20 protein-coding genes, 1 tRNA gene, 1 other RNA gene and 2 pseudogenes are annotated in these 20,665 nt (G+C 45.3%); 10 read left to right on the top strand and 14 right to left on the bottom strand.

Annotation, left to right across the window (positions count from 1 at the left end; genetic code table 11):
• Positions 1 to 197 precede the first annotated feature (197 nt).
• Together ACLGGO_RS11090 and ACLGGO_RS11085 are read left to right on the top strand one after the other, a co-directional pair.
• Complete coding sequence (locus ACLGGO_RS11090; protein ID WP_446336307.1) at positions 198 to 1,178, top strand: LysR family transcriptional regulator; 981 nt, start codon at positions 198 to 200, stop codon at positions 1,176 to 1,178.
• 27 nt (positions 1,179 to 1,205) lie between these two features.
• Entirely contained in the window at positions 1,206 to 1,439 is a 234-nt protein-coding gene (locus ACLGGO_RS11085) for a hypothetical protein (RefSeq protein WP_446336306.1), read from the top strand.
• A 111-nt stretch (positions 1,440 to 1,550) separates the two neighbouring features.
• Here ACLGGO_RS11085 and ACLGGO_RS11080 read toward each other — a convergent pair.
• The 8 genes from ACLGGO_RS11080 to ACLGGO_RS11045 all read right to left on the bottom strand — a co-directional run bounded on the left by ACLGGO_RS11080 (position 1,551) and on the right by ACLGGO_RS11045 (position 7,907).
• A tRNA-Met gene (locus ACLGGO_RS11080) sits at positions 1,551 to 1,627 on the bottom strand.
• Between the two features lie 413 nt (positions 1,628 to 2,040).
• The gene (locus ACLGGO_RS11075; RefSeq protein WP_446419351.1) at positions 2,041 to 2,997 is read right to left on the bottom strand and encodes an asparaginase; all 957 of its coding nucleotides are present in this window, start codon (positions 2,995 to 2,997) and stop codon (positions 2,041 to 2,043) included.
• Between the two features lie 45 nt (positions 2,998 to 3,042).
• Positions 3,043 to 3,543, bottom strand: a complete 501-nt coding sequence (locus ACLGGO_RS11070; protein WP_446419350.1) for a CGLD27 family protein — start codon at positions 3,541 to 3,543, stop codon at positions 3,043 to 3,045.
• A 14-nt stretch (positions 3,544 to 3,557) separates the two neighbouring features.
• A complete protein-coding gene (rsfS, locus tag ACLGGO_RS11065; RefSeq protein WP_446419349.1) occupies positions 3,558 to 3,995 on the bottom strand; it encodes a ribosome silencing factor in 438 nt (145 codons plus the stop codon).
• Positions 3,996 to 4,061: 66 nt separating this feature from the next.
• Positions 4,062 to 4,649: a bis(5'-nucleosyl)-tetraphosphatase (symmetrical) YqeK gene (gene yqeK, locus ACLGGO_RS11060; RefSeq protein ID WP_446419372.1), complete on the bottom strand. Its 588-nt coding sequence runs from the start codon at positions 4,647 to 4,649 to the stop codon at positions 4,062 to 4,064.
• A gap of 79 nt (positions 4,650 to 4,728) precedes the next feature.
• On the bottom strand, positions 4,729 to 6,057 hold the full coding sequence (locus ACLGGO_RS11055) for a glycosyltransferase family 4 protein (RefSeq protein WP_446419348.1): 1,329 nt from the start codon (positions 6,055 to 6,057) through the stop codon (positions 4,729 to 4,731).
• A gap of 410 nt (positions 6,058 to 6,467) precedes the next feature.
• Positions 6,468 to 6,920, bottom strand: a complete 453-nt coding sequence (locus ACLGGO_RS11050; protein ID WP_446419347.1) for an ATP-binding protein — start codon at positions 6,918 to 6,920, stop codon at positions 6,468 to 6,470.
• Between the two features lie 15 nt (positions 6,921 to 6,935).
• Positions 6,936 to 7,907, bottom strand: a complete 972-nt coding sequence (locus ACLGGO_RS11045) for a sugar transferase (RefSeq protein ID WP_446419346.1) — start codon at positions 7,905 to 7,907, stop codon at positions 6,936 to 6,938.
• A 106-nt stretch (positions 7,908 to 8,013) separates the two neighbouring features.
• Here ACLGGO_RS11045 and ACLGGO_RS11040 point away from each other — a divergent pair, with 106 nt between their 5' ends.
• The gene (locus tag ACLGGO_RS11040; RefSeq protein ID WP_446419345.1) at positions 8,014 to 8,796 is read left to right on the top strand and encodes a 7-carboxy-7-deazaguanine synthase QueE; all 783 of its coding nucleotides are present in this window, start codon (positions 8,014 to 8,016) and stop codon (positions 8,794 to 8,796) included.
• On the opposite strand, the gene ACLGGO_RS11035 is transcribed toward ACLGGO_RS11040, so the two are convergent.
• The 5 genes and pseudogenes from ACLGGO_RS11035 to ACLGGO_RS11015 all read right to left on the bottom strand — a co-directional run bounded on the left by ACLGGO_RS11035 (position 8,793) and on the right by ACLGGO_RS11015 (position 11,315).
• Positions 8,793 to 9,437, bottom strand: coding sequence for a DUF3318 domain-containing protein (locus tag ACLGGO_RS11035; protein ID WP_446419344.1), 645 nt, complete (start codon positions 9,435 to 9,437; stop codon positions 8,793 to 8,795). The two genes, ACLGGO_RS11040 and ACLGGO_RS11035, sit on opposite strands and share 4 nt — an antisense overlap.
• Before the next feature lie 268 nt (positions 9,438 to 9,705).
• Positions 9,706 to 9,802, bottom strand: an RNA gene (gene ffs / locus ACLGGO_RS11030) — signal recognition particle sRNA small type.
• Positions 9,803 to 9,855: 53 nt separating this feature from the next.
• Positions 9,856 to 10,123 (bottom strand): annotated as a pseudogene (locus tag ACLGGO_RS11025) (YciI family protein).
• 13 nt (positions 10,124 to 10,136) lie between these two features.
• Complete coding sequence (locus ACLGGO_RS11020) at positions 10,137 to 10,685, bottom strand: helix-hairpin-helix domain-containing protein (protein ID WP_446419343.1); 549 nt, start codon at positions 10,683 to 10,685, stop codon at positions 10,137 to 10,139.
• Between the two features lie 234 nt (positions 10,686 to 10,919).
• Complete coding sequence (locus ACLGGO_RS11015; RefSeq protein WP_446419342.1) at positions 10,920 to 11,315, bottom strand: NINE protein; 396 nt, start codon at positions 11,313 to 11,315, stop codon at positions 10,920 to 10,922.
• Between the two features lie 255 nt (positions 11,316 to 11,570).
• Here ACLGGO_RS11015 and ACLGGO_RS11010 point away from each other — a divergent pair, with 255 nt between their 5' ends.
• The 7 genes and pseudogenes from ACLGGO_RS11010 (at position 11,571) to ACLGGO_RS10980 (ending at position 18,942) form a co-directional block, all read left to right on the top strand.
• On the top strand, positions 11,571 to 11,894 hold the full coding sequence (locus ACLGGO_RS11010; protein ID WP_446336326.1) for a DUF1825 family protein: 324 nt from the start codon (positions 11,571 to 11,573) through the stop codon (positions 11,892 to 11,894).
• 275 nt (positions 11,895 to 12,169) lie between these two features.
• Positions 12,170 to 12,361 (top strand): annotated as a pseudogene (locus tag ACLGGO_RS11005) (SDR family NAD(P)-dependent oxidoreductase); the annotation flags it as partial.
• A gap of 86 nt (positions 12,362 to 12,447) precedes the next feature.
• Positions 12,448 to 12,978 carry a Rab family GTPase gene (locus tag ACLGGO_RS11000; RefSeq protein ID WP_446419341.1) on the top strand — a complete coding sequence of 177 codons (531 nt, stop codon included), beginning with the start codon at positions 12,448 to 12,450 and terminating at the stop codon, positions 12,976 to 12,978.
• 322 nt (positions 12,979 to 13,300) lie between these two features.
• Positions 13,301 to 14,011 (top strand): PAS domain S-box protein, encoded by a 711-nt coding sequence (locus ACLGGO_RS10995; protein ID WP_446419340.1) that lies wholly within the window; start codon positions 13,301 to 13,303, stop codon positions 14,009 to 14,011.
• 240 nt (positions 14,012 to 14,251) lie between these two features.
• Positions 14,252 to 15,202, top strand: coding sequence for an ABC transporter ATP-binding protein (locus tag ACLGGO_RS10990; protein WP_446419371.1), 951 nt, complete (start codon positions 14,252 to 14,254; stop codon positions 15,200 to 15,202).
• 141 nt (positions 15,203 to 15,343) lie between these two features.
• Positions 15,344 to 17,200, top strand: a complete 1,857-nt coding sequence (locus ACLGGO_RS10985) for an ABC transporter permease (protein WP_446419339.1) — start codon at positions 15,344 to 15,346, stop codon at positions 17,198 to 17,200.
• 158 nt (positions 17,201 to 17,358) lie between these two features.
• A complete protein-coding gene (locus tag ACLGGO_RS10980; protein WP_446419338.1) occupies positions 17,359 to 18,942 on the top strand; it encodes a hypothetical protein in 1,584 nt (527 codons plus the stop codon).
• Between the two features lie 470 nt (positions 18,943 to 19,412).
• Here ACLGGO_RS10980 and ACLGGO_RS10975 read toward each other — a convergent pair whose 3' ends face one another.
• Complete coding sequence (locus tag ACLGGO_RS10975; RefSeq protein ID WP_446419337.1) at positions 19,413 to 20,639, bottom strand: methionine gamma-lyase family protein; 1,227 nt, start codon at positions 20,637 to 20,639, stop codon at positions 19,413 to 19,415.
• Positions 20,640 to 20,665: the final 26 nt, after the last annotated feature.

Raw genomic sequence — 20,665 nt, 5'->3', positions numbered from 1 at the left:
AATTTTTCTGAATCGCTACTATCATAAGGCTTCCTTGAAAATACTTGACCACCGTTTTAACCTTGCCAAGCTAGTAGGGTGGGCAATGCCCACCTCAACTACGGTTCAGAGATGAAGCTGCCGTATCAAGTATTACTAAGTTGAGGTGAGATATCGATTAAGCTGATCTCACGTTAATATATCTCCGCTACGCCATCATGCGTTTAGAGCAGTTACAAGCTTTTTTAGCCGTTGCTGAGACAGGCAGCTTTCAACAAGCCGCTCGTGAATGCGGCGTTACCCAATCGACGATCAGCCGCCAAATTCAATCGTTGGAAGCAGAACTCGGGCTGCCCTTGCTCCATCGAACTGCTCGGGCGACATTAACCCTAGGAGGCGATCGCTTTTTGCTTCGCGCCCGTAAAATCTGCAATGAATGGAAAACCGCCACCCAAGAATTAACTGACTTGTTAGACGGAAAACAACCCGAACTCTGTGTCGCCGCGATTCACTCCGTCTGCGCCCATTACTTGCCGCCCGTGTTACAACGTTTTTGTCAGGATTATCCCAACGTGCAACTTCGGGTGACGGCATTAGGGAGCGATCGCGCCCTGAAAGTTCTCAAAGATGGCTTAGTCGATTTAGCGATTGTGATGAATAATCGCTATTTAACCACCAGCTCCGAGATGGTGACGGAGCAATTGTATGATGAACCTATCGAAGTCTTAATGGCAGCCGATCATCCGTTAACCAAATATGCCCTAGTACCTTGGGATGCTCTGACGTGCTATCCCCATGTGGTATTTAAAGATGGCTATGGGATGCAGCGATTGGTACAAGATCTGTTTTCCCGGCAAGGCGGCACCCTCAACGCTAGCTTAGAATTAAATTCCCTGGATGCTTTTCGGGGAGTTGTGCGTCAGGGAAGATTAATTTCACTGCTCCCCCGATCTGCCCTAGTAGAAGCCCAAGGCGATCCCACCCTAGCGGTGCGCCCGATTGCGGCTACTCCTGCTGAAAATGGATCACCCCCGAAACAAACGTTGAGCCGACAAGTGGTGTTAGTAACGACACAAGATCGACTGCAAATCCCCCCGATTCGCTCCTTTTATAACCTGGTACTGGATCTCATGCCTGCTTATCATGCAACGGTTCAAGGGATTGTGAGTGATAGGCAGGTGATCGCTCATTCAATATAATATGATTTCGCCATTAGATTCAGGGTTTTGACGCTCCCCAAAGGAATCGCTCTAGGGGAACTAACCCCATTAATTCTCGCCCTAAACGTTGGTACAGGGGAATCCGTTCTGAGTAGATTTTGGCATAACCTGTCGCCCCAGGATAGAGTTTGCCATCGCGGTTATCGACGACAATTTCGACTTGGGCGATGGGTTGGGGTTGGGAGGGTTCATGCTGAATTTGGGGCAGAATTCGTTGTGCGATCGCCTGAAAAACTGTAGGATAGCATCGACGTGCGCCCTGATCTAACGGTGAACTTAGGAGCTAGAAACCACCACAAAAATATACAAGCCCTGTAGACTGTTGAGTTTACAGGGCTTGCTTTTTGAATTTGGTGGCGGGAGGCGGATTTGAACCACCGACCTTCGGGTTATGAGCCCGACGAGCTACCAGACTGCTCTATCCCGCGTCGCTTTACCTAGCATAACACCTATTTCCTAAATGTGGCAACTCCGAGCAAAAAAGCGGAGGTTTGACATCCTCCCCCGGCTAAAGAGCGCGGGGGATTCCTCACCACGCCACCTTTTTAGGGGTGGTCGCTGATTGGGGTTGACGCTTCGCTGAAGGTTGCCTCCAAATGAGGTCTTACACCCTCTCCACGTCCGTTTATAGTCTCGGAATGCCCTCCCGCGACTTGTATTTACATTACCACAATAGTAGAACGTTATCCGAATTATTTGACTGGCGAATTTATTCGCTACCTAGACGGTTCGCTCGGTTTCATCTCCCAGCTAAAGAGCGTGGGAGATGAAACCCATCGCTTTTCCGGTAAAAGTGCAAACCAAGGACAAATGACAAATAACCAATGACCAATGACCCATTTCAAAGACTCATCGAGAGTTCACCAATCACCTCTAGACGCTTGAACTGACCGAAATGCATAAAGGTTTCTGCCAAACTTTCCGCCACGGAGGGGCTAATCCAACCCATTTGCTTCAACAGTTGAATCGCTACCGCATATTTGGCGCGTTTGGCTCCATCAATGACTTTAATCGCCATACCCAGTCCTTCACCCACACGACCTATACATTGAACTCCTTCTGATCCGGCTTTACTCACCACTTCCCCTTGAGTCAATCGCATTAATTCTGTATCAAATACCCCTTCTCCTGCCACTAAGTTAGGATGATGGGTCATCGCCCGAACAATTCGCTCCATCGCCAAATTGTCACCGGAAGCGAGTTGAGCATAGAGGGTAGCGATTTGACCGAGTTGCAAAAAATAAGTCGGTGCCCCACAGTCATCGTGTGCCAAAATCAACTCTTCCGGTGGCATCCGCATCAATTCCGCGACTTTGCTCAAAACGAGTCGTTGAACTGGGTGATTGTATTGTAAATAACTATCAACCGACCAATTGCGTTGGCGACAGACGGCAAGCAGACCGGCATGTTTACCAGAGCAGTTGTATTCTAAGGCACTTTGCTTACCTGGTGGAATCGGACATTGCAACGCTGACGGGTCAACATCGCAGCGCCAAAGAATCTTAAAAACTTGACGTATCTGTTCCAAATTGCCTTGGTGGGAACTACAGATAATTGCCAAGTCTCGGTCGTTGAGATTATATCGTTCCAGGGTTCCCGTTGTGGTAACTGCCAGAGCCTGAAACGGTTTGAGTGCCGAACGAATAAAGGTTGATGTTTCTGAATTGCCCGCTACAGATAGCACACGCCCGCGCTCATCACAGAGAACGGCTTGAGCGTGGTGGGTGGATTCGGCTATGCCTTCCCGTAGTAAACGGACTTCGATCGCTGGTGCTTGATTACGTTTTACCCTTGTCATGCTTAGAGACTATATCATGGGCGGAAAATAGGATAATCATAAATATCAAGAAAGATTCCATAGCAAGCTGCCACTGACGACAAGGAGAGCGATAATACCCAATGTTCGTTGCAGGCGTTGCAAAATGGGCTGAACTTGATAGGAGACGATCAGGCGATCGCGACTTAAGATTTCTGGCGGCTTCGTCCAGGTTTGACCATCATACCAGCCAGACTCTTCATAGCCGATGGTTTCGGTCGATAAGCGATCGCGCACGTAAGACCAACCTAAGTACAGTCGCAGTAACACCAATATCACAAACAAGCCAGCACCTGCGCCACCTGCCAAAATAAACTGTACCAGATGCTGGTGCGGCGCAAAGCTAGCAGCAGCAACTGGACCTGCGATCAACCAGCTCCAGCCCCAAACCCAAGCCAGCTTGAGTGCATAATCCCCCAGTTCTAGCTTCGCCCAACGAAAAAACCAAGAATCTTTTAACTGTTGATACTCATGAATCGGTTGTTGTTCTGTCGGTACTGGACAGAAAGAAACGGACGATTCCCTCATAGTTTTTGTTCAGGTTACGATTGTTGCGAGTTAAATTCAACATGTTCGGCGTGACCCCAAAATGCTTCTAGATTATAGAACTCCCGTTCCTGAGGCAGCATAATGTGAACGATCACCTCACCGTAATCCTGAAGCAGCCAGCTGCCATCGGCTTGTCCTTCGGTTCGTAGAGGACGCCGTTGCCAAGTCGTTTCCACTTGATCTTCAATCCACTGAGAAATTGCCCTCACCTGGACTCGCGAAAAGCCAGTTACAATCACAAAATAATCAGCAATATAGGAAATATCTGCCACGCGGAGGATGACAATGTTATCGCCTTTGCGATCGTCTGCCGCTTGAGCAATAGTTAATGCCAGATCCGGGTTAGTTTTTTGGTCTTGATTTTCATTGACAAATAAAGTAGATGATCGTTGAAAATTGTCTTTTGTCATTTGTCCTTTGTCATTTGTCATTTGTCATTTGTTAGAATTTGAGGATTTTTTATAAAACGTAACATTATCCGGTTTATTGCCATCGACCTACTGAGTCAATTGTGGTTTTTGGCTAAAGTGTTGCACCGCCCAGTTCCGAGTTAAGATCATGCGGGGATGAATCAGGCGACTGGTATTGAGCAGGTGTTTAACACAGTAGTCAGATGTTAGCCAAACAGCTTTGTGCAGATCGACTCGAGCAATTTTTCGCAAATTCTCCAACTCCGGTGTATGACCACGACCGGGTTCGAGACTATCGGCTAAAAACACAACGCAGCTAATGTCACTCATCCTTGGGTTTCCTAAAGTGTGCAGCGCGATCGCTTCGAGTACAGCGTCTTCTTGGACACCGAAGTACTCTTTAGCCACGATAGCACTGACATCAGCATGTAACAGATGAGGAGTCGCGGCACAAATAGGATCTATATCGATACCTCCCTCCCTCGCCATTAGCAAGAGTCGCTCTGGCTTAAAGTATTTAGCCAGGTCATGCATCAATCCGGCTTGAGCAGCTTGCTCCACATTTAAATGATAATGCTGAGCTAATTCCACAGACATCTGCTCAACCCTCAGAATATGCTGCATCCGGGTTGTGGGAACATTATCCTCTAGCCAGGTTAAAACCTGATCCCGCATTTGCTCACAAAACTCCTCAAGGTTAAGATTGGCTCTATCTATAGGCATTGACCCTATTTTATAGTGTAGGAATGTCAACTTAAGGCTTCTGAAGGGAAGCAAATAGTTGTTCATAGCGCTCAAGCGCTCGGTCAAAGGCATAATTTTCTTCGGCATACTTTCTGCCTTTGTCACCCAAAGCTTTGACTTTTTCCGGATGGAGATACAGATCCAAAATTTGGGCGGCTAAAGTTTTGGGATTTTCGGGTTCGACGATAATGCCACCGCCACTCCTGTGGATGGCACTGGCGGCTGTTCCCCCGGCTGGAACCGAAGCTAAGATGGCGCGACCGCTTGCCATCAATACAGGAATTTTTGAGGGCATATTAAAGTCAATAACGTTTTGCTTTTGCAGTACCAAACCCACATCGGCTGCGGCTAGCATTTCCGGGAGTTGTTCGCGAGGTTGAAACGGTAGCAGGAGTACATTGGTTGCTTTACAGGTTTGTTTGTAAAGCTGTAGTTGTTGCAAGGCTTTGGCTTGTGCTTTCCCCTGCGATCGCGCTTTCTCCTGGATCTCAACTTGCCATTCTACCAGCGCCCTCGCTTCTTCTTGCTGCAATCTCTCTAGAGCTTTCTCTTCTCCCACAATTACAATGGCAATATCGGGAATATGACGCAGGCGAACAGAAGCCTGAATAACAGTTTCTATGCCTTGACTGAGCGCTATATTGCCGGAATACATGACCACAAACTTCCCATTGAGTCCATGCTCTTGACGAAATGCATTCGGTTCTTTAGGTAAAGGTTTGATGAAATCAACATTCACCCAATTCGGAATCAGCTCAATTTTGCTTTCATTGACTCCCTTATGCCGCAAGTTTTTAATAAACCCATCAGCAATAACACTGATTTTTGTCGCTGTCCGGTAGGCAAATTTTTCCAAAATAGAAAAGATGCGAATCAACTTGGGATTGGTAAGAATTTCTAAGTGTACAGCAGCATCTGGTAAAATATCCTGAAGATTGAGAACCACTGGAACACGGTGTAGCCATCCTAAAAGTGCTGCTGGTACAGCAACCGGCAGGGGTGGTGCCGTCAGGAAAATTATATCGGGTCGCCGTCCCTTTAGAGCATGGACAAAACTCGTCGCCACAAAGCTAACTTCCAATAACAATCGGTCAATTAAACTGGGTTCGGGGTGAATCCAGACATAACTGCGTTGAATAGCTACGCCTTTGATCACCTCTGTGCAGTATAATTTTCCTCGGTATTCTTCATAGACTTCTTTTTGAGGATACCAAGGCATACCTGTAACTACCCGAACCTGATGTCCTCGTTTCACTAACCCCTCAGCAAGTTCGGTCATCAGTGGGGCAATGCCGATAGGTTCAGGAAAATAGTTGTAGGAATAAATCAGAATTCTCATAAATTTCTTTTAGGAAAGCAAGTGGGAAAGAACCCAGTTGGGACTAATTTTTTCGCCAAACTAGCCGAATGCCTATCAGTGGGGATATTCAACCTGGTGATCAGGGCAGGTTCCACGGCTTAACGGCATCAGAAACACCATCATTGTAGAATCTACCTATTGTAGTTGCCTTTATCAGAATGCCGCATGGTACAAATAAGTGCAATCAGCCTGTAGACTAAAGAAATTCACAGATTTCACAGATTCATGGAGGCGGATCACGGGGGTGCATCTCAAGTTTGTCGGTTGTGTTGAGGTACGTAGGCGTGACGCGCAGCGATAGCGACGTAAGGAGCGTCAGCCTTCTCAAAGAGTAACCCAACTTTTGGGTTAGCTTGAACATTTTGTGCTTTCACGCTCCATAGTCCCGATCACGGCTGTTGGCTCACTGGTACGAGCCGTTTTCCCATATACAAACAATTGCGCTGGTCAGATAGGCGTTGGTAAGATAGTTCATCCGTGAATCGCTCCATCAAAATTAATCCTCTGCCTGTTTCCTCTAAAAGGTTACAGCCTTTGTGATGTAAAGCCTCCAGCTTAGAGAGCAAATCGAACGGTTCTCCGTGATCCCAAATCCGCATCTCCAAGCGGTCAGCAAATATCTTCAGTTCCAGCTCAATCGGGGTGGTTTGGGGTAAGTGGCGATGAGCGTGGTGAACCGCGTTGGCAAAGGCTTCGTCTAGTGCCACTTGACAATCCCCACAAAATTGGTGAGGAAATTGGCGGGAAACTAACCTATCAAACCAAGTGAGAATTTCAGCAACAGCATTGATGTCTGTGGCTACCTTGAGATGCGATTGTTTAAGGGGTTTGTCCTTGTGCATCAATCGATTGCCCCTCTAAGCCGCGCCACTATTTTTAGAAAACACAACTAAAATTGTTTTGATAATTAATTTGATATCATACATCAAGCTCCAGTTATGCTGGTAGCGTAAATCTAAGTCAATGATGTCCTTAAAATCGTGGATTTGATTTCGCCCATTGACCTGCCACTCCCCCGTCATACCAGGTTTGACATCTAAACGCTGCCATTCTGGTACATCATAGTAGTCTACTTCATCCGGTGTAGGGGGTCGAGTCCCGACCAAACTCATTTCCCCTTTCAAGACATTGACAAATTGAGGCAGTTCGTCAAGACTAGTTTTCCGTAAAAACCGACCCACTCGTGTCACTCTGGGATCAGGGGCATTTTCATCCAAAGGTTTAACTCTAATCTTGCCCTTACTGATATCTTGACTACCGATATACATAGAGCGGAACTTCCAAATCCTAAATTCTTTGCCCATCCACCCCTTACGGATCTGACTGAATAAGATAGGACCTGGCGTATCAAGTTTGATGGCAATAGCAATGGGAATAAAGACTAGCGCGGTAATTCCTAAGCCAACGATTGCTCCGACAATATCGAGTCCGCGTTTGATCCAAGAGTGGGTTGAAGGGTGAGTGGGTGGTAATGCTGTTAACTTAGTTGGTTCAGGCAGCAGCTCCACTGTTAGAATTTGATCGAGTCCTACCATTTTCAAAATGGCTATAACCGGAGTACCAACATTGGTAAGTACCAGTTCGACATCCTTACTGGTCGCATTTTTGTAATTGTTCACCAACGCCCCAATTCCACAGCTATCGATAAAGGTCGTTTGACGAAAGTCTAAAATAATTTTTTGCGGGAGGGGGTAGTTGTGCAAAATGCGCTGGCAGGTTTCTTTGAAAGCCACAGCTTCAAGCACACTCAGGCGAGCCGGAAGTTGCATAACGGGAGTTTCATGCAATAGTATTACTTTAAAATCCGCTTCGGACATTGAGTCACTCATAACGACCTGTATTGTTGGTATTCACCTGTGTTTCTGACCAATATTGTGTCGTACAATTGCCAACTTAACCAAAAACTCACTTGAACTTACCGATTAAGCTTAAAAAATGTCAGCTAAGACTGGACTCACCGCACGGCTCATTGAACTGTTCTCTGCCATTCAAGGTGAAGGACTAAATGTTGGTACCCGCCAATTATTCATCCGTTTGGCAATGTGTGATTTGCGCTGCCATTTTTGCGATAGTCAGAATACCTGGACAGCTCCCGGTTTGTCTTACGTGGAGCAAACCCCTGGATATCGGGATTTTGAAGCTCATCCTAACCCTGTAACCGGCGATCAGTTACTGGCATGGGTTGAGCGGCAAAATTATCCAGGACTCCATGAAAGCATTAGCTTAACAGGTGGCGAACCCTTGTTGCAGGCTCCCTTTTTAAGAGAGTTCTTGCCCGTGGTGCGACACCAAACTGGCTTACCCATATACTTGGAAACCGGTGGACATCGCCCGGAGCAACTAGCCCAGATCTTACCCTATTTAGATTGTATCGCCATGGATATGAAGCTGCCGAGTGTAAGTGGGGAAGAGTGTTGGCAAGCCCATCGTCAGTTTCTACAGCTTTGTGGTGATGCAGACGTCGAAGTTTTTGTGAAGCTGATTATTGCTCAAGCCACGAACGCAGCCGAACTGGAGTTAGCCGCCGAATTGGTTGCAGCTTGTAACCCCAGTATCCCTGTGTTTCTACAACCGGTAACGCCCCTAGCTACACCCCATCATGGACCAATGATTCCGCCAATGCCTACTCAGGTTTTAGAATGGCAAGCGTTGATGAAGCGCCATATCGGGATCGTGCGCGTTGTCCCCCAAACCCATAAGATGATCGGTCAGCTTTAGAGTTTGGGTTCTCGTTGGCTTTTCGCTTCGGCTTTGGCTTTAGCAGCACTTTTTTTCAGGGCGGCTAGGCGAGTTTCGTAGCGGCGACGTTGACGACGACTGGGTGTAACTTCAACTAATGTTTTTAAGGCACTGCCTAGACTCTTGTAGGCGTTGGGAAGAGTGTAACCAAAGCGAGTAGCTAGGGCGAGCGCTTTTTCGTCTGCCTCAATTTCTGCCTTGAGGGTTTTCTCGCCGTTGTTTTTCTGATAGAGTCTCCACCCAGAAACACCACAGAGGGCTAGTGCCAACAGGAGCAGCAATCCATCTTGTACCCAAAGTTCCCCAACAGCCCCTCCCAAACCAATGGCTAGGGCTGCCATTTCCCAACCTTCTTTGGGGATGGTATCATTCTGAATTCGGGCAACTTCGTGCCAAAATAGGAGATTGCGCTGGTCAAGGGCAAACTGTTCCCATTTCACTAAATCAATTTGAACCTCCACTTCATCGCTACCGATTTCTTCGGTGCGTAACAAAGGAGGATTCACCTCCGTCGTTCCTTCCACCATGACCCAGCTTTGCAATTCTGGGGGGAGTAAGGTTTTCAGACGCCGAAGTTCACTCATCTCGGCTTTGGCAGAAGAGGTTGCATACGATGTCATAGATCTGCCTCCAGGAAACTTAAACCAATAAATAAGGGTATCATTTGGCAGTATAGCGAGATTAGCGCTCTGCCTTGTTTACACCTAGGTCTCAGGATTCAACTCAATAGGGCAAGGGATAGGGGAGTAGGGGGAGCCAGTAGAGACGTAAGGCGTGGAACTATGGCGATAAAAAATTAAATTAGAACTCACTGCGAGCAGTCTTGGGACTTAAGTTAACCGGAGATTACCGATAAAAAATAATGCGTCACCGTAGAGCCAGGTACGAGAAGACCCGGAGTTCACGCCTATCCCAAGCATCTCGTATTGCTGCTACCTTCCGGTTCTGACAAGGTTTGAGCGTTGGGATTGCATGAATCCGAGTCAGTTACTAGCATAACATCTTTAAACCACATTGATCAGTTCACGGAGATATTTTTTATTCAGCAATAATCCGCCATTCGTGAAGCTGGTATCTAACACAGTGATTTGCCACCAACGGATCTCGCACAGGCGATCGCCTGTGCCTCTTTTGTGGAACTCGCCTCAAACAGGAGCATTCCGCCCCCTCGCTCAGCCCAGTAACCTGTTTTGGCTTTGTGTCCTTTGTAAATCAAGTCTTGAACATAGGCTTTATGCGCCGGAACATATTGGTCAAACGTCGGTTTATCGACGATGCCTTCTTCTATCTTGACGAACCAGGGCATTTGTTTTTTCCGATCAAAACCGCAGATAGTACATTATCTCAGATATCAGTTCCGGGGGAAGGGCAAGGCGTCGCTGCAAGTCGGCTAAATTCCGATAGTTGCCCATCTCTTGCCGATTTTGCACGATCGCTCTGGCTAAAAACAAATCAACTCCGGGAATTCGGCTAAGTTGTTCCACGGATGCTGTATTAGCATGAATCGGCACAGGTGTTGCTGGACTTTCGGCATCATAGTAACAAAAGCTTAGAATCGGTTGTAACGGCTGCAACCGCCCGACAGGGATACTTAACGCCGCCGCAATATCCTCCAAACAGCAAAACTGGACACCACTCCTTGCCAATTCAACCAGCGATCGCGCTTGATGGATGGATATCCCCGGTAATCTCAGCCAATCATCTACTGTCGCTTGATTGACATCAATTTTAATTCCCAATGCCGCTGCCACCTCAATGTCTTGCGCCGATTGCAGCCGATAGTAAGGATCGCTCTGAATCCGCGCTTGGATTGAGCGCCAAGTTAGGTTTAATCGTTGCGTCGATAAAAGCCAGTCAAACAGTGCCATCTTCTTTTTAACACGGTATGCGTAAATCCCCTTTCTCAGCGTAAGCAGGAAATTGAGGAACGAAATTTCCAAATTATCCTGATGCAATAAACCTTTTGTGGTACATTGATAGTAGCTTGCTTAGGTCTACCTTCTAAGGCATGGGCTGATGATAGTAGAGTTAGGTGTGATAGAGATGTAGTCCTTGCTTGCTAGTTGGAAGCCCCAAATAAGAGCGAAGCAAGTTGGGGTACTTCACGCGATACGATCCAGTAATTGGCGACGCTTTTGCTCAAACTCATATTCTGACATCAACCCCTCCTGACGCAACTTGTCGAGTTGTCGCAGCGCATCCGCGATCGCACCCACTTGCGCCGGATCAACCTCTGGGGTTTGACTTGGCGCTGACACCCCGGTTGAGATCAACTTCCCATTAAAGTTTTGGTCGAATTGCTCCGAGTTTTGCAACAAATACCACACTCCTTCAATGGCACTCGCAACTTTGGGGATTGGTGTCCAAAATAGCAACAAATAAAAAATTCCCCACCAAGGTTGCCCCAGATAAAATTTATGGAGTCCCGCAATAGGTATCACTACCCCACTAAACGCTAGTAAGGAAGCGACTTTTCGACTTTTCGGCTTGCTTAACATAGTGGTTTTAACAACAGACGAAAGGACACCGTTACTAATCCAGCAAGAGGATGACCCTATTTCTATGATATTGAGATGCTCTCCCAAGGGCGGGTTTAGTCAAGTGATCAATGTTATCTGTAAAACCCGCCCCTACACCCCGGCTCCCCCTGCTCACCTAAATACGGATAACCGAAGTTTCCTTTAAGTGCAACACTGCACTAGAATATGACTGGAAACGGCAGTACAACCCACTCGGTTGATCGGGTAAGAGCTATGGGGTTTTTTGATTCAGAGATAGTCCAACAAGAAGCTAAACAACTGTTTGAAGATTATCAATCCCTTGTCCAATTGGGAGGCAGCTACGGCAAATTTGACCGAGAAGGGAAGAAAATTTTCATTGATCAGATGGAAGCGATGATGGAGCGCTATCGAATTTTTATGAAGCGCTTCGAGTTATCTGAGGATTTTATGGCTCAGATGACAGTTGAGCAACTTAATACCCAACTCGGTCAGTTCGGCATCACGCCTCAGCAAATGTTTGATCAAATGCAAATGACCTTAGAGCGCATGAAATCAGAACTGGAAAAACAGTCTTAGGAATCGTAAAAAATTTACTCCGTCAAATCTGGTTATGGGTTCGTCGTCGTTGGTCATCGGTCATTTGTTTTTGGACGTCCCCTTAGGGAATGGGCTTGAGCCACTTGTACCACACATCTGACGCTTCTACCCGATAAGGTAAAGCTGAATTCTTGCTTGAATGGAATGTTGGGCAGCTTCATCGCTGCTCAAATGGCGGTAATTTGGGAAATGAAGATACCCACTCGTTCAGATTCATGACATGGACAAGCGGAATAACCAAAAGTTTGTCAATATTCCTCAATACAACCTTGTTGCTGTGCAAGCATAGTTTGGCAAAAATGCTGCAACAGGATTATGGGCGAATTGTCACAGTGGGATCGCGGGGTGCTGTGTAACCTGTGGGACAATTAGCATCCCACTGTGCTGCCAAAGCTGGAGTCGTTGTCCTGACTCAAGCGATCGCGGATGAAACCAAAACAAATAACTAATGACTCAAGAAATATTTTATATCGCTCAAATATTGGTAGTCATATATACTAGATTCTTTATCGATTGGAGTTAAGAAACTAGGATGACTTCCCTGATCTCTAAAAAAATATGTATGCTGGGTGATTTTAGTGTGGGTAAAACCAGCTTGATTCGTCGCTTTGTGGAACGGCAGTTTAGCGATAAGTATCTGTCAACCGTTGGTGTAAAGATTTCCCGAAAAACCGTTGACGTGCCAGCCGCAATGCCCAAAAACGCGCTCCAGGTACAAATGCTAATTTGGGATTTGGAGGGAAATACTAAATTTAAAACGGTGACACCGATGTACCTGCAAGGAGCAAGCAGTGCGGTAATTGTGGCTGATGTCAGTCGCCAAGTTACAATCGATCATGTTTCTGATCACTTACAGGCATTTTTATCTGTAAATCCCAAAGGATTTGGCATCGTCGCCTTAAATAAAGCGGATCTTCTTACTGAAGAACAACAGCAAAACTTCCTGGAAAAGTGCCACTTGAATTATCCGAATAGAATAATTGCTGTCTATCCCACATCGGCTAAAATGGGGGTAAATGTTGATGATATTTTTTTAAAGCTGGCTCAGCGAATGGTTGGATGAGGTGGATTCAATCGGGTGTATTACACAATGGCTGGCTGTGTAACAACAAAATACATTAAATAAGGTAAGTGGATATTTACTTCTTGCCAAATAAATATAAGAATAAATAAGTCGTTGATAGTAGGGGCAGTCGGTACATCCTGATTACTTGACAATAATTTTTATTATCAAATTATATACCTTATAAAAACTTATACTTGATATCAATGATTGTTTAAGGCTAAAATAAATCTTAATATATTAGTCCAACGAGGCAGTATAAAGTTAAATGCATCCTCTTTTTCAAAAATTATTACTTTCTCGGCATATAGAATACTTAGCCGTGGATGAATCATTCAATATAGTAGAACTATCCGATAAAATCGCTCAGTTTGCTGATCGTCCTCAGGATGTGAGTCGAGGTAAGGATGTCCGTCTGAGTTTTCCTGAAATTGTCGGCATGGAAGAGATTTTAATCAATATCCTTCATGGGCAACAGTTAAACTTTGATTTAAAAGGAATTGGACGGTTTACTGGACGAGGCAACCTTCTCTATTTTGATATGTATATTATCAATGATAGTGAAAACTGTAATACCGGAAATAAGTTAATTATTTTATGTGAAAATACCACCGAAAGAATGACTTTAGAACAAACATTAGTTCAACGATCGAATGAAACAAGCTTACTATTAGATGCTTGGGCAGCATCAAGTCAATACCTTGATAAAATTGTTCAATATATGGGAGATGCTCTATTCGTTACCAATGAATTAACGATTATAAAAATTGTGAATAAAGCAGCTAATGCCTTATTTGGTTATAGCGATTTGGAATTAATTGGTAAACCTTTATCCCTAATTATTGACGAGCTGCAGTTGAATAATTTAGTTTTACACAAAAATGGCTCTTGTCCAAATAGCACGAATCCGAGTGAGGTTGTTTGTCAGACTAAGACAGGAGAAAAGATTTTGGTGGCGTTTTCCTGTTCTAGAATTGAGGGCGAACTAGAAGACGAACAAGATATTATTTATATTGGGCGCGATATCAGTTGATAAAGTCATAAACATGTCCTCGAAGCTGGTGAAGGGTCAATTGTAGGGGCGGGTTTTACAGATAAAGTTTGTCAAAATGGGACACATTTCCTGTTCCCCAATCACCTCTTCCCCAATCCAAAGTGCATAAGTGTCACCGGATGAGATATATCTCTGCTTCAGAGAGGTTAAACTGGCGGACATTAGATCCCATCAGCACAAACTATGGAAGCAGGAACATTTTTCCCATCCCCGACACCCATAAGTCAAGACCTAGCTATTTCCACCCATGGACTGACCAAGCAATTTGACCGACATATCGCCGTAAACGATATCGATTTACAAGTCGCGACGGGTGAAGTCTATGGATTGATTGGTCCTAATGGCGCTGGAAAAACCACGTTAATCCGTATGTTAGCCGCCGCAGAGGAACCGACGACGGGTGAAATTTATATTAATGGCGATCGCTTGCTGCGGGATCAAAGTAACCCCAAACTCAAGCAGCGTATTGGTTATCTCCCTGATGATTTCCCTGTCTACGAGGATTTAACGGTTTGGGACTATCTTGACTATTTTTCCCGACTCTATCGCCTGCGAGAACCCCGGCGTACCCAACGCCTGCGGGAGGTGTTGGAACTGGTACAGCTTACCAGTAAGCGCAAAAGCTTAATTGCTACCCTATCGCGGGGGATGAAACAGCGCCTAAGTTTGGCGAGAACAATTATTCACGAACCGATTCTACTGTTACTTGATGAACCCGTTTCCGGATTAGATCCCATCGCCCGGATGCAGTTTCGGGAAATTATCAAAACCTTGCAAGAAGCGGGGATGACAATTCTGATTTCGTCCCACGTCTTGAGTGACTTAGCCGAACTCTGTACCTCGGTAGGGATTATGGAACTCGGCTATCTTGTGGAAAGTGCGCCTTTAGCTGAACTTTATCGCCGCCTTAGCCGTCAAAAGATTATTCTATCCAGTTTAGGAGATATGGACGCATTGGCGGCTGAACTGAAAAATTATCCCTTAGTTCAAGAGATCGAACGGATTCCGGCAAAAAACCAGGTACAGGTTGATTTTTCCGGGAATCCAGAAGAGAGTGCGATGTTGTTGCGATCGCTAGTTGAAGCGGGAATTCCTCTAACTGAGTTCCACTGTACACAAGAGGACTTAGAAACTATATTCTTAAAGCTAGGACATCAGCAAGTATCTTAGAAAGTTTTCCAGACTGTAGGGGCGGGTTTTACTATTATCGTTTTTGACATCACCCAGATGTAACTAAACCCGCCCCGACCAAGGTTTTTTCACGAATAACAAATGACTAAGGACAAATAACAAATTTAGGAGACTGTTCTCATGCTACTCAAAGGAATAGACAGACTGGGTGAGTGGAACCCGCAGCTCTTGCGGGAACTGAAAGGAAGGCTGAAGGGGCGGAATGTCGCGATCGCGGTTGGTGCATCGGTACTTGGCTATCTAGGGATGTTCCTCTATGGATTGAATCAATTTACTCGCTTGAGTGCTCCTGGTAATTACCCCTACGTTGGCAGGGATTCAATATTCTGTAAACTACGAGATAGTTACCTCGCAGATCAGTACAAACTGCCTCAACTACAGAAACAATATCGTCTACTTCAAGACCAATTCTTTCGCTATAGCAGTGCAGAATCCTTTGATTTGGAAAAAATTAATCAACTCAAAGGCAGTATAGCGGACGTTCAGGCAAAAATTACCCATATACAGACAAGTCACCAATGTCCAAAAGATGCCTTCGATATTCCCCTGTGGTGGCACTATCAATATGGACAAATGTTTGGATACTTGAGTGTAATTGTCCTGTTCATCCTGCTAATCGTGGGGACGTATATGCTAATCGCTGACTTAGCTGGAGAAGAACGTCGCGGCACACTTAACTTTATTCGAGTCAGTCCCCAGTCTGCCCAGAGTATTTTATTAGGAAAACTCTTAGGCGTTCCTATCTTACTCTATTTCGCCGCCATTCTGATAATTCCCTTGCATCTGGGGTTAGGCGTATCTGCCCAAATTCCCCTGGGAGAGATTTTCAGCTTCTATGCTGTTTTGGTAGCAGGTTGTGCCTGCTTCTACAGTGCAGCACTGCTGTTTGGGTTAATGAGTTCTTGGTTAAACGGCTTCCAATCATGGTTGGGAGGTGGCACAGTTTTTACCTTCTTACTGATAGCACAAAACAATTGGAACTCTAACAGTCCAGTTTACTGGATGAATTGGTTTTCTCCGGCTGTAGTTTTGCCCTATTTTTATAATCAAACCGAACTTCATTATCGATCCTTTCTCTTTTCAGAAAACCAACTACAAACATTGCAATGGTTCCATAGTCCTGTGGGTTTAGCCGGATTAGGTATCGTCAGTTTTGTTCTATTGAATTATGGCTTATGGACGGGTTGGATTTGGCAAGCCCTAAAGCGACGGTTTCAAAATTCCAACGCGACTATTCTGAGTAAAGGGCAGAGTTATTGGCTAGTTACTTGTTGGGAAATCTTACTATTAGGGTTTGCTTGGCATGATTCTTCTGGCGATGCTGCTATCGCCTTCGTTAGTTTTAATGCTGTACTGTTATTGGGTTTAATTGCAGCCCTTTCACCTCATCGCCAAGTGTTACAAGATTGGGCGCGTTATCGCCAACAAGTCATAAATCGTAAAGGATGGGGAATCATTCAAGATTTGATTTGGGGAGAAAAGAGTCCAGCTATTTTCGCCATTGGAATAAATTTAGCGATCGCGATAACTACTTTTTGCTTTTGGGTTGGGATTGAAGTGTGGAAAAATTCAGAATCATTCAATATTGAAGAATGGCTAGAATTATTACTAGCTATCGCTTTCTTCATCAGCATCACTTTAATTTGTGCCACCCTAGCACAGCTAATGTTAATGATGAAAACGCCCAAGCGGGCGCTGTGGGCAACGGGTTCTATTGTGGCTATCCTCAGCTTGCCACCAATTATGCTGACGATATGGGGAATTGATCCTTACGACAATCCTATTCCATGGCTATTTTCCTCCTTTCCTTGGATAGGAATGGGAATAAAGAATGCTACCTCAATGATGGCTCTGGCACTCCTTACCGAATGCCTAATCTGGGGACTATTAACGTTTCAGCTAATACGGCAATTACGCAAAGCTGGTGAGTCAGCCACTCAATCTTTATTAGCGGGACATTCCTCAAGTCGTCGTTAGATAACACTTGAATTTAGATCCCCAACTCTTGAAAAAGGCGGGGATCTGATAGGAAACCCGTTCAACTTGAGAGTATAATTTCAGTGTTGGTTGTGAGGACTCAAGTTTTTAGGGCGAAGACAGCGCAACTACGAACATTTAATTTGGAGATATTTCCCATGTTTTCCACACCGATCAACCGACTGGGGGACTGGAATCCCCAGTTGATGCGAGAACTCAGAGGACGTTTGCAGCGCCGCAACGGATTAATAGTTGTGGCAACGTCTTTAATCGTTCAAACGTTAATTTTGTTATCGTTTTCTAGCCAAAAATGTACGAGTAATGTTAATAATCGCTGTGTCGAATTCGTCTGGGAATTTGACTGGCTGATGATTTTCAGAACACTCAATTGGATTCTACCCTTGTCTTTATTTTCTATCGGCGTCTACTTGCTGATTTCCGATTGGATGAAAGAACAGCGGCGGGGTACGCTCAATTTTATTCGCCTCACACCCCAATCCAGCCAGAGTATTTTATGGGGAAAAATGCTGGGTGTACCAATATTAGTTTACCTAGGATTAAGTTTGGCTGTCCCTCTACATTGGGGTGCAGGAATTGCTGCAGGTGTACCCTTAGCCTGGACGATCAGTTTTTATGCTCTAATGATGGTCACTTGTCGGTTGTTCTATAATTTAGGATTGCTGAATTCTTGTTTAACTCAAGCCTCTTATCAAGGGTTGGCGGCTAGTTTAGTTGGAGTTTGGTTGGGCAGTACGTTCACTGGTTTATTAGATTGGTCTTTTGATTGGCAAAATTTGGTCTATAAAGATTTAGGGGATTGGTCTTGGTTTATTTGGAATCTGGGTCATGAACCTTTGCCGCTAACGTTGTGGACGCTAATCACAATTAGCGTTAGCGTATACTGGGTTTGGCAAGCGACTAATCGTATGTTCCGCAATCCCAACGGTACGCTGTTAAGTAAACAACAGAGTTACTGGTTAGTGGGAGGCGTTCAGATTTGGCTATTGGGATTATTGTGGTCACTTCCCCATCAGTCTGTAGCCCGCCAAGAACAGCTATTTGGTTACTTGTTTGGGATTTCTCTGTTTAGCCTATTTTTCTTGTTAGGAGTTATTTTTGCGATTTCGCCGCAACGACAAGCTTTGCTGGATTGGGCAAGGTATGGGCAATCCCAACGTCAACATGCAACTGTTAACAATGTGCCAGTATCATGGCAGGATTGGCTTTGGGGTGAAAAGAGTCCTTCATCCGTCGCGATCGCGGTGAATTTAGGGATTACAGCAATTGTCTGGTTCCCTTGGTTACTGCTGTTTCCCATCGGTGTTGATGACAAAGTGAAAGCGATCGCGGGATTGTTACTTTGTGCTAATTTAATCGGTTTCTACGCCCTTCTCATTCAATTGATGTTGATAATCCGACGCAAAAAACCGTTGATTTGGGCGGGAAGTACCTTGAGTCTGGCGATTTTTGTCCCTTTATTTATTTTATCCGTCATACAAACGGAATTCACTTCAGGAGTACAATTGCCAGGATTATGGCTTGCGTCAGTATTTGGTGCGCCTTGGATCATTTTAGCACAAACATCCGCCTTCACCGTCTTGTTTAGTGTATTGGGTCAATGGGCGATAATCGCAGGATTAATGGTGCAATTAACTCGTCAGTTAAAACGTGTCGGTGAATCGGCATCAAAACCGCTATTTGCCAATCATAATGCTTTGCCTAATTCAGCGAAAGTGCGCTGAAGTCTCACCAACCACTTTGGGTTAAAACTACAAACATTATTCGGCTTTCCTTTACCTAGGGTGATAAGCAAACATGATTATTCTTGGAAACTTTGTGGGGCAAGGCTTTCAAAACAATGTTTTTAGGGAAGCTATCACTAATATAGGGTTTGCATCAGTTGGACTGGTTTTGTAAGCCTTTCTAATTCAAGTGATTATCTTGGGTGGGTTAAATTGGCAGTTAAGGCGACAGTTGCGCCTAGCTGGAGAATCTGCCACGAAAGCACTTTTGGCAGGGCGTTTACCTTTGTCTAATTGACCGATCGGATTGGGCGCACGCCATGCGCCCCTACAATTTCTGGATGGAATTGTAATTCATAAAATAAGGTGTGCCAAATCATTACTTTCCCGACTTCCCTCTTACTCTCCTCTCCCAAGAAGAGGGAGAGGGGCTGGGGGTGAGGGCTGTAAGTTGACGAATTTCCCCCACCCTATATTGCTTCTATCGCCGCTTCTAGTGCGATCGCGACATGAGTCCAATGGGTTCCCCCTTGGCAAAATACGATATAAGGTTCTCGCAACGGTCCATCAGCGGAAAACTCCGAGGTACTCCCATCAATAAACGTTCCTCCAGCCATGACTAACTGACTCTCATATCCCGGCATTTGGGCGGGTACGGGATCGAGATAGGAACCAATCGGAGAATATTGCTGAATTACCCGACAAAAGGTGATTAATTTTTCCGGTGAACCTAACTGAATTGCCTGAATTACATCCCGGCGAGGTGTCATGGGTTTAGGATTTACGGGATAGCCTAACTGATCAAAGATATAAGCGGTTAAATGATTTCCCTTGATTGCCTCTCCCACCATTTGCGGTGCGAGAAAAAGTCCTTGAAATAATAACCGATTCTGGTCAAATGTCGCCCCACCAGAACTGCCAATTCCGGGTGCGGTTAATCGACAGGTTGCGGCTTCAACCAACTCGGCTTTTCCGGCAACATATCCCCCCGCTGTGACAATGGTGCCACCGGGATTTTTAATCAAAGATCCCGCCACTAAATCTGCACCAACGGCTGGGGGTTCTTTATCTTCAATAAACTCGCCGTAACAGTTATCGACAAAACAAATCGTATCCGGATTTTGCTGTTTAACGTACTGGACAATTTTTTCGATATCCGCTATTGAGAGACTGGGACGCCAGGAATAACCACAAGACCGCTGAATTAAGACTAAGCGTGTGCGTTGTCCGATGGATTCTTTTAAAGCTTGCCAATCAATTGTTCCTGCTGCGGTTAAGTCTAACTGACGATAATCAACCCCAAACTCCTGTAACGATCCCTGACCTTGACCCCGGACACCAATGACTTCTTCTAAGGTATCGTAAGGCGCACCCACCACCGATACCATCTCGTCACCGGGACGCAATACCCCAAACAAGCAACAGGCGATCGCATGAGTTCCGGAAACGAATTGGACTCGCACCGCCGCCGCCTCAGCACCCATGACTTCCGCAAATACTTGGTCTAAAGTTTGGCGACCTAAGTCATCATGACCATAACCACTCACCCCAGTAAAGTGATGCACACCAACCCGATAATGGTGAAAGGCATTCAGGACTTTTTTCAGATTTTGCTTGACCCTTATATCAATGTCTTCAAAAGTTGGACGGAGTGCTTTTGCGGCGGCTTGAATTTGTTCTGAACTGTTCATTACCATGGGATTGTGTTTTCGATCAAATACAT

The organism is Coleofasciculus sp. (genome assembly GCF_046565525.1).
Classification (GTDB): domain Bacteria; phylum Cyanobacteriota; class Cyanobacteriia; order Cyanobacteriales; family Coleofasciculaceae; genus Coleofasciculus.
This window is presented reverse-complemented; position numbering and strand designations above follow the sequence as displayed.

Bases quoted from the DNA above. Each gene is read 5' to 3' on its own strand.
- ACLGGO_RS11090 (WP_446336307.1), top strand. From the start codon at position 198: ATGCGTTTAGAGCAGTTACAAGCTTTTTTAGCCGTTGCTGAGACAGGC.
- ACLGGO_RS11075 (WP_446419351.1), bottom strand. From the start codon at position 2,997: ATGACAAGGGTAAAACGTAATCAAGCACCAGCGATCGAAGTCCGTTTA.
- ACLGGO_RS11070 (WP_446419350.1), bottom strand. From the start codon at position 3,543: ATGAGGGAATCGTCCGTTTCTTTCTGTCCAGTACCGACAGAACAACAA.
- rsfS (WP_446419349.1), bottom strand. From the start codon at position 3,995: ATGACAAATGACAAAGGACAAATGACAAAAGACAATTTTCAACGATCA.
- yqeK (WP_446419372.1), bottom strand. From the start codon at position 4,649: ATGCGGGATCAGGTTTTAACCTGGCTAGAGGATAATGTTCCCACAACC.
- ACLGGO_RS11055 (WP_446419348.1), bottom strand. From the start codon at position 6,057: ATGAGAATTCTGATTTATTCCTACAACTATTTTCCTGAACCTATCGGC.
- ACLGGO_RS11050 (WP_446419347.1), bottom strand. From the start codon at position 6,920: ATGCACAAGGACAAACCCCTTAAACAATCGCATCTCAAGGTAGCCACA.
- ACLGGO_RS11045 (WP_446419346.1), bottom strand. From the start codon at position 7,907: ATGAGTGACTCAATGTCCGAAGCGGATTTTAAAGTAATACTATTGCAT.
- ACLGGO_RS11040 (WP_446419345.1), top strand. From the start codon at position 8,014: ATGTCAGCTAAGACTGGACTCACCGCACGGCTCATTGAACTGTTCTCT.
- ACLGGO_RS11035 (WP_446419344.1), bottom strand. From the start codon at position 9,437: ATGACATCGTATGCAACCTCTTCTGCCAAAGCCGAGATGAGTGAACTT.
- ACLGGO_RS11020 (WP_446419343.1), bottom strand. From the start codon at position 10,685: ATGGCACTGTTTGACTGGCTTTTATCGACGCAACGATTAAACCTAACT.
- ACLGGO_RS11015 (WP_446419342.1), bottom strand. From the start codon at position 11,315: ATGTTAAGCAAGCCGAAAAGTCGAAAAGTCGCTTCCTTACTAGCGTTT.
- ACLGGO_RS11010 (WP_446336326.1), top strand. From the start codon at position 11,571: ATGGGGTTTTTTGATTCAGAGATAGTCCAACAAGAAGCTAAACAACTG.
- ACLGGO_RS11000 (WP_446419341.1), top strand. From the start codon at position 12,448: ATGACTTCCCTGATCTCTAAAAAAATATGTATGCTGGGTGATTTTAGT.
- ACLGGO_RS10985 (WP_446419339.1), top strand. From the start codon at position 15,344: ATGCTACTCAAAGGAATAGACAGACTGGGTGAGTGGAACCCGCAGCTC.
- ACLGGO_RS10980 (WP_446419338.1), top strand. From the start codon at position 17,359: ATGTTTTCCACACCGATCAACCGACTGGGGGACTGGAATCCCCAGTTG.
- ACLGGO_RS10975 (WP_446419337.1), bottom strand. From the start codon at position 20,639: ATGGTAATGAACAGTTCAGAACAAATTCAAGCCGCCGCAAAAGCACTC.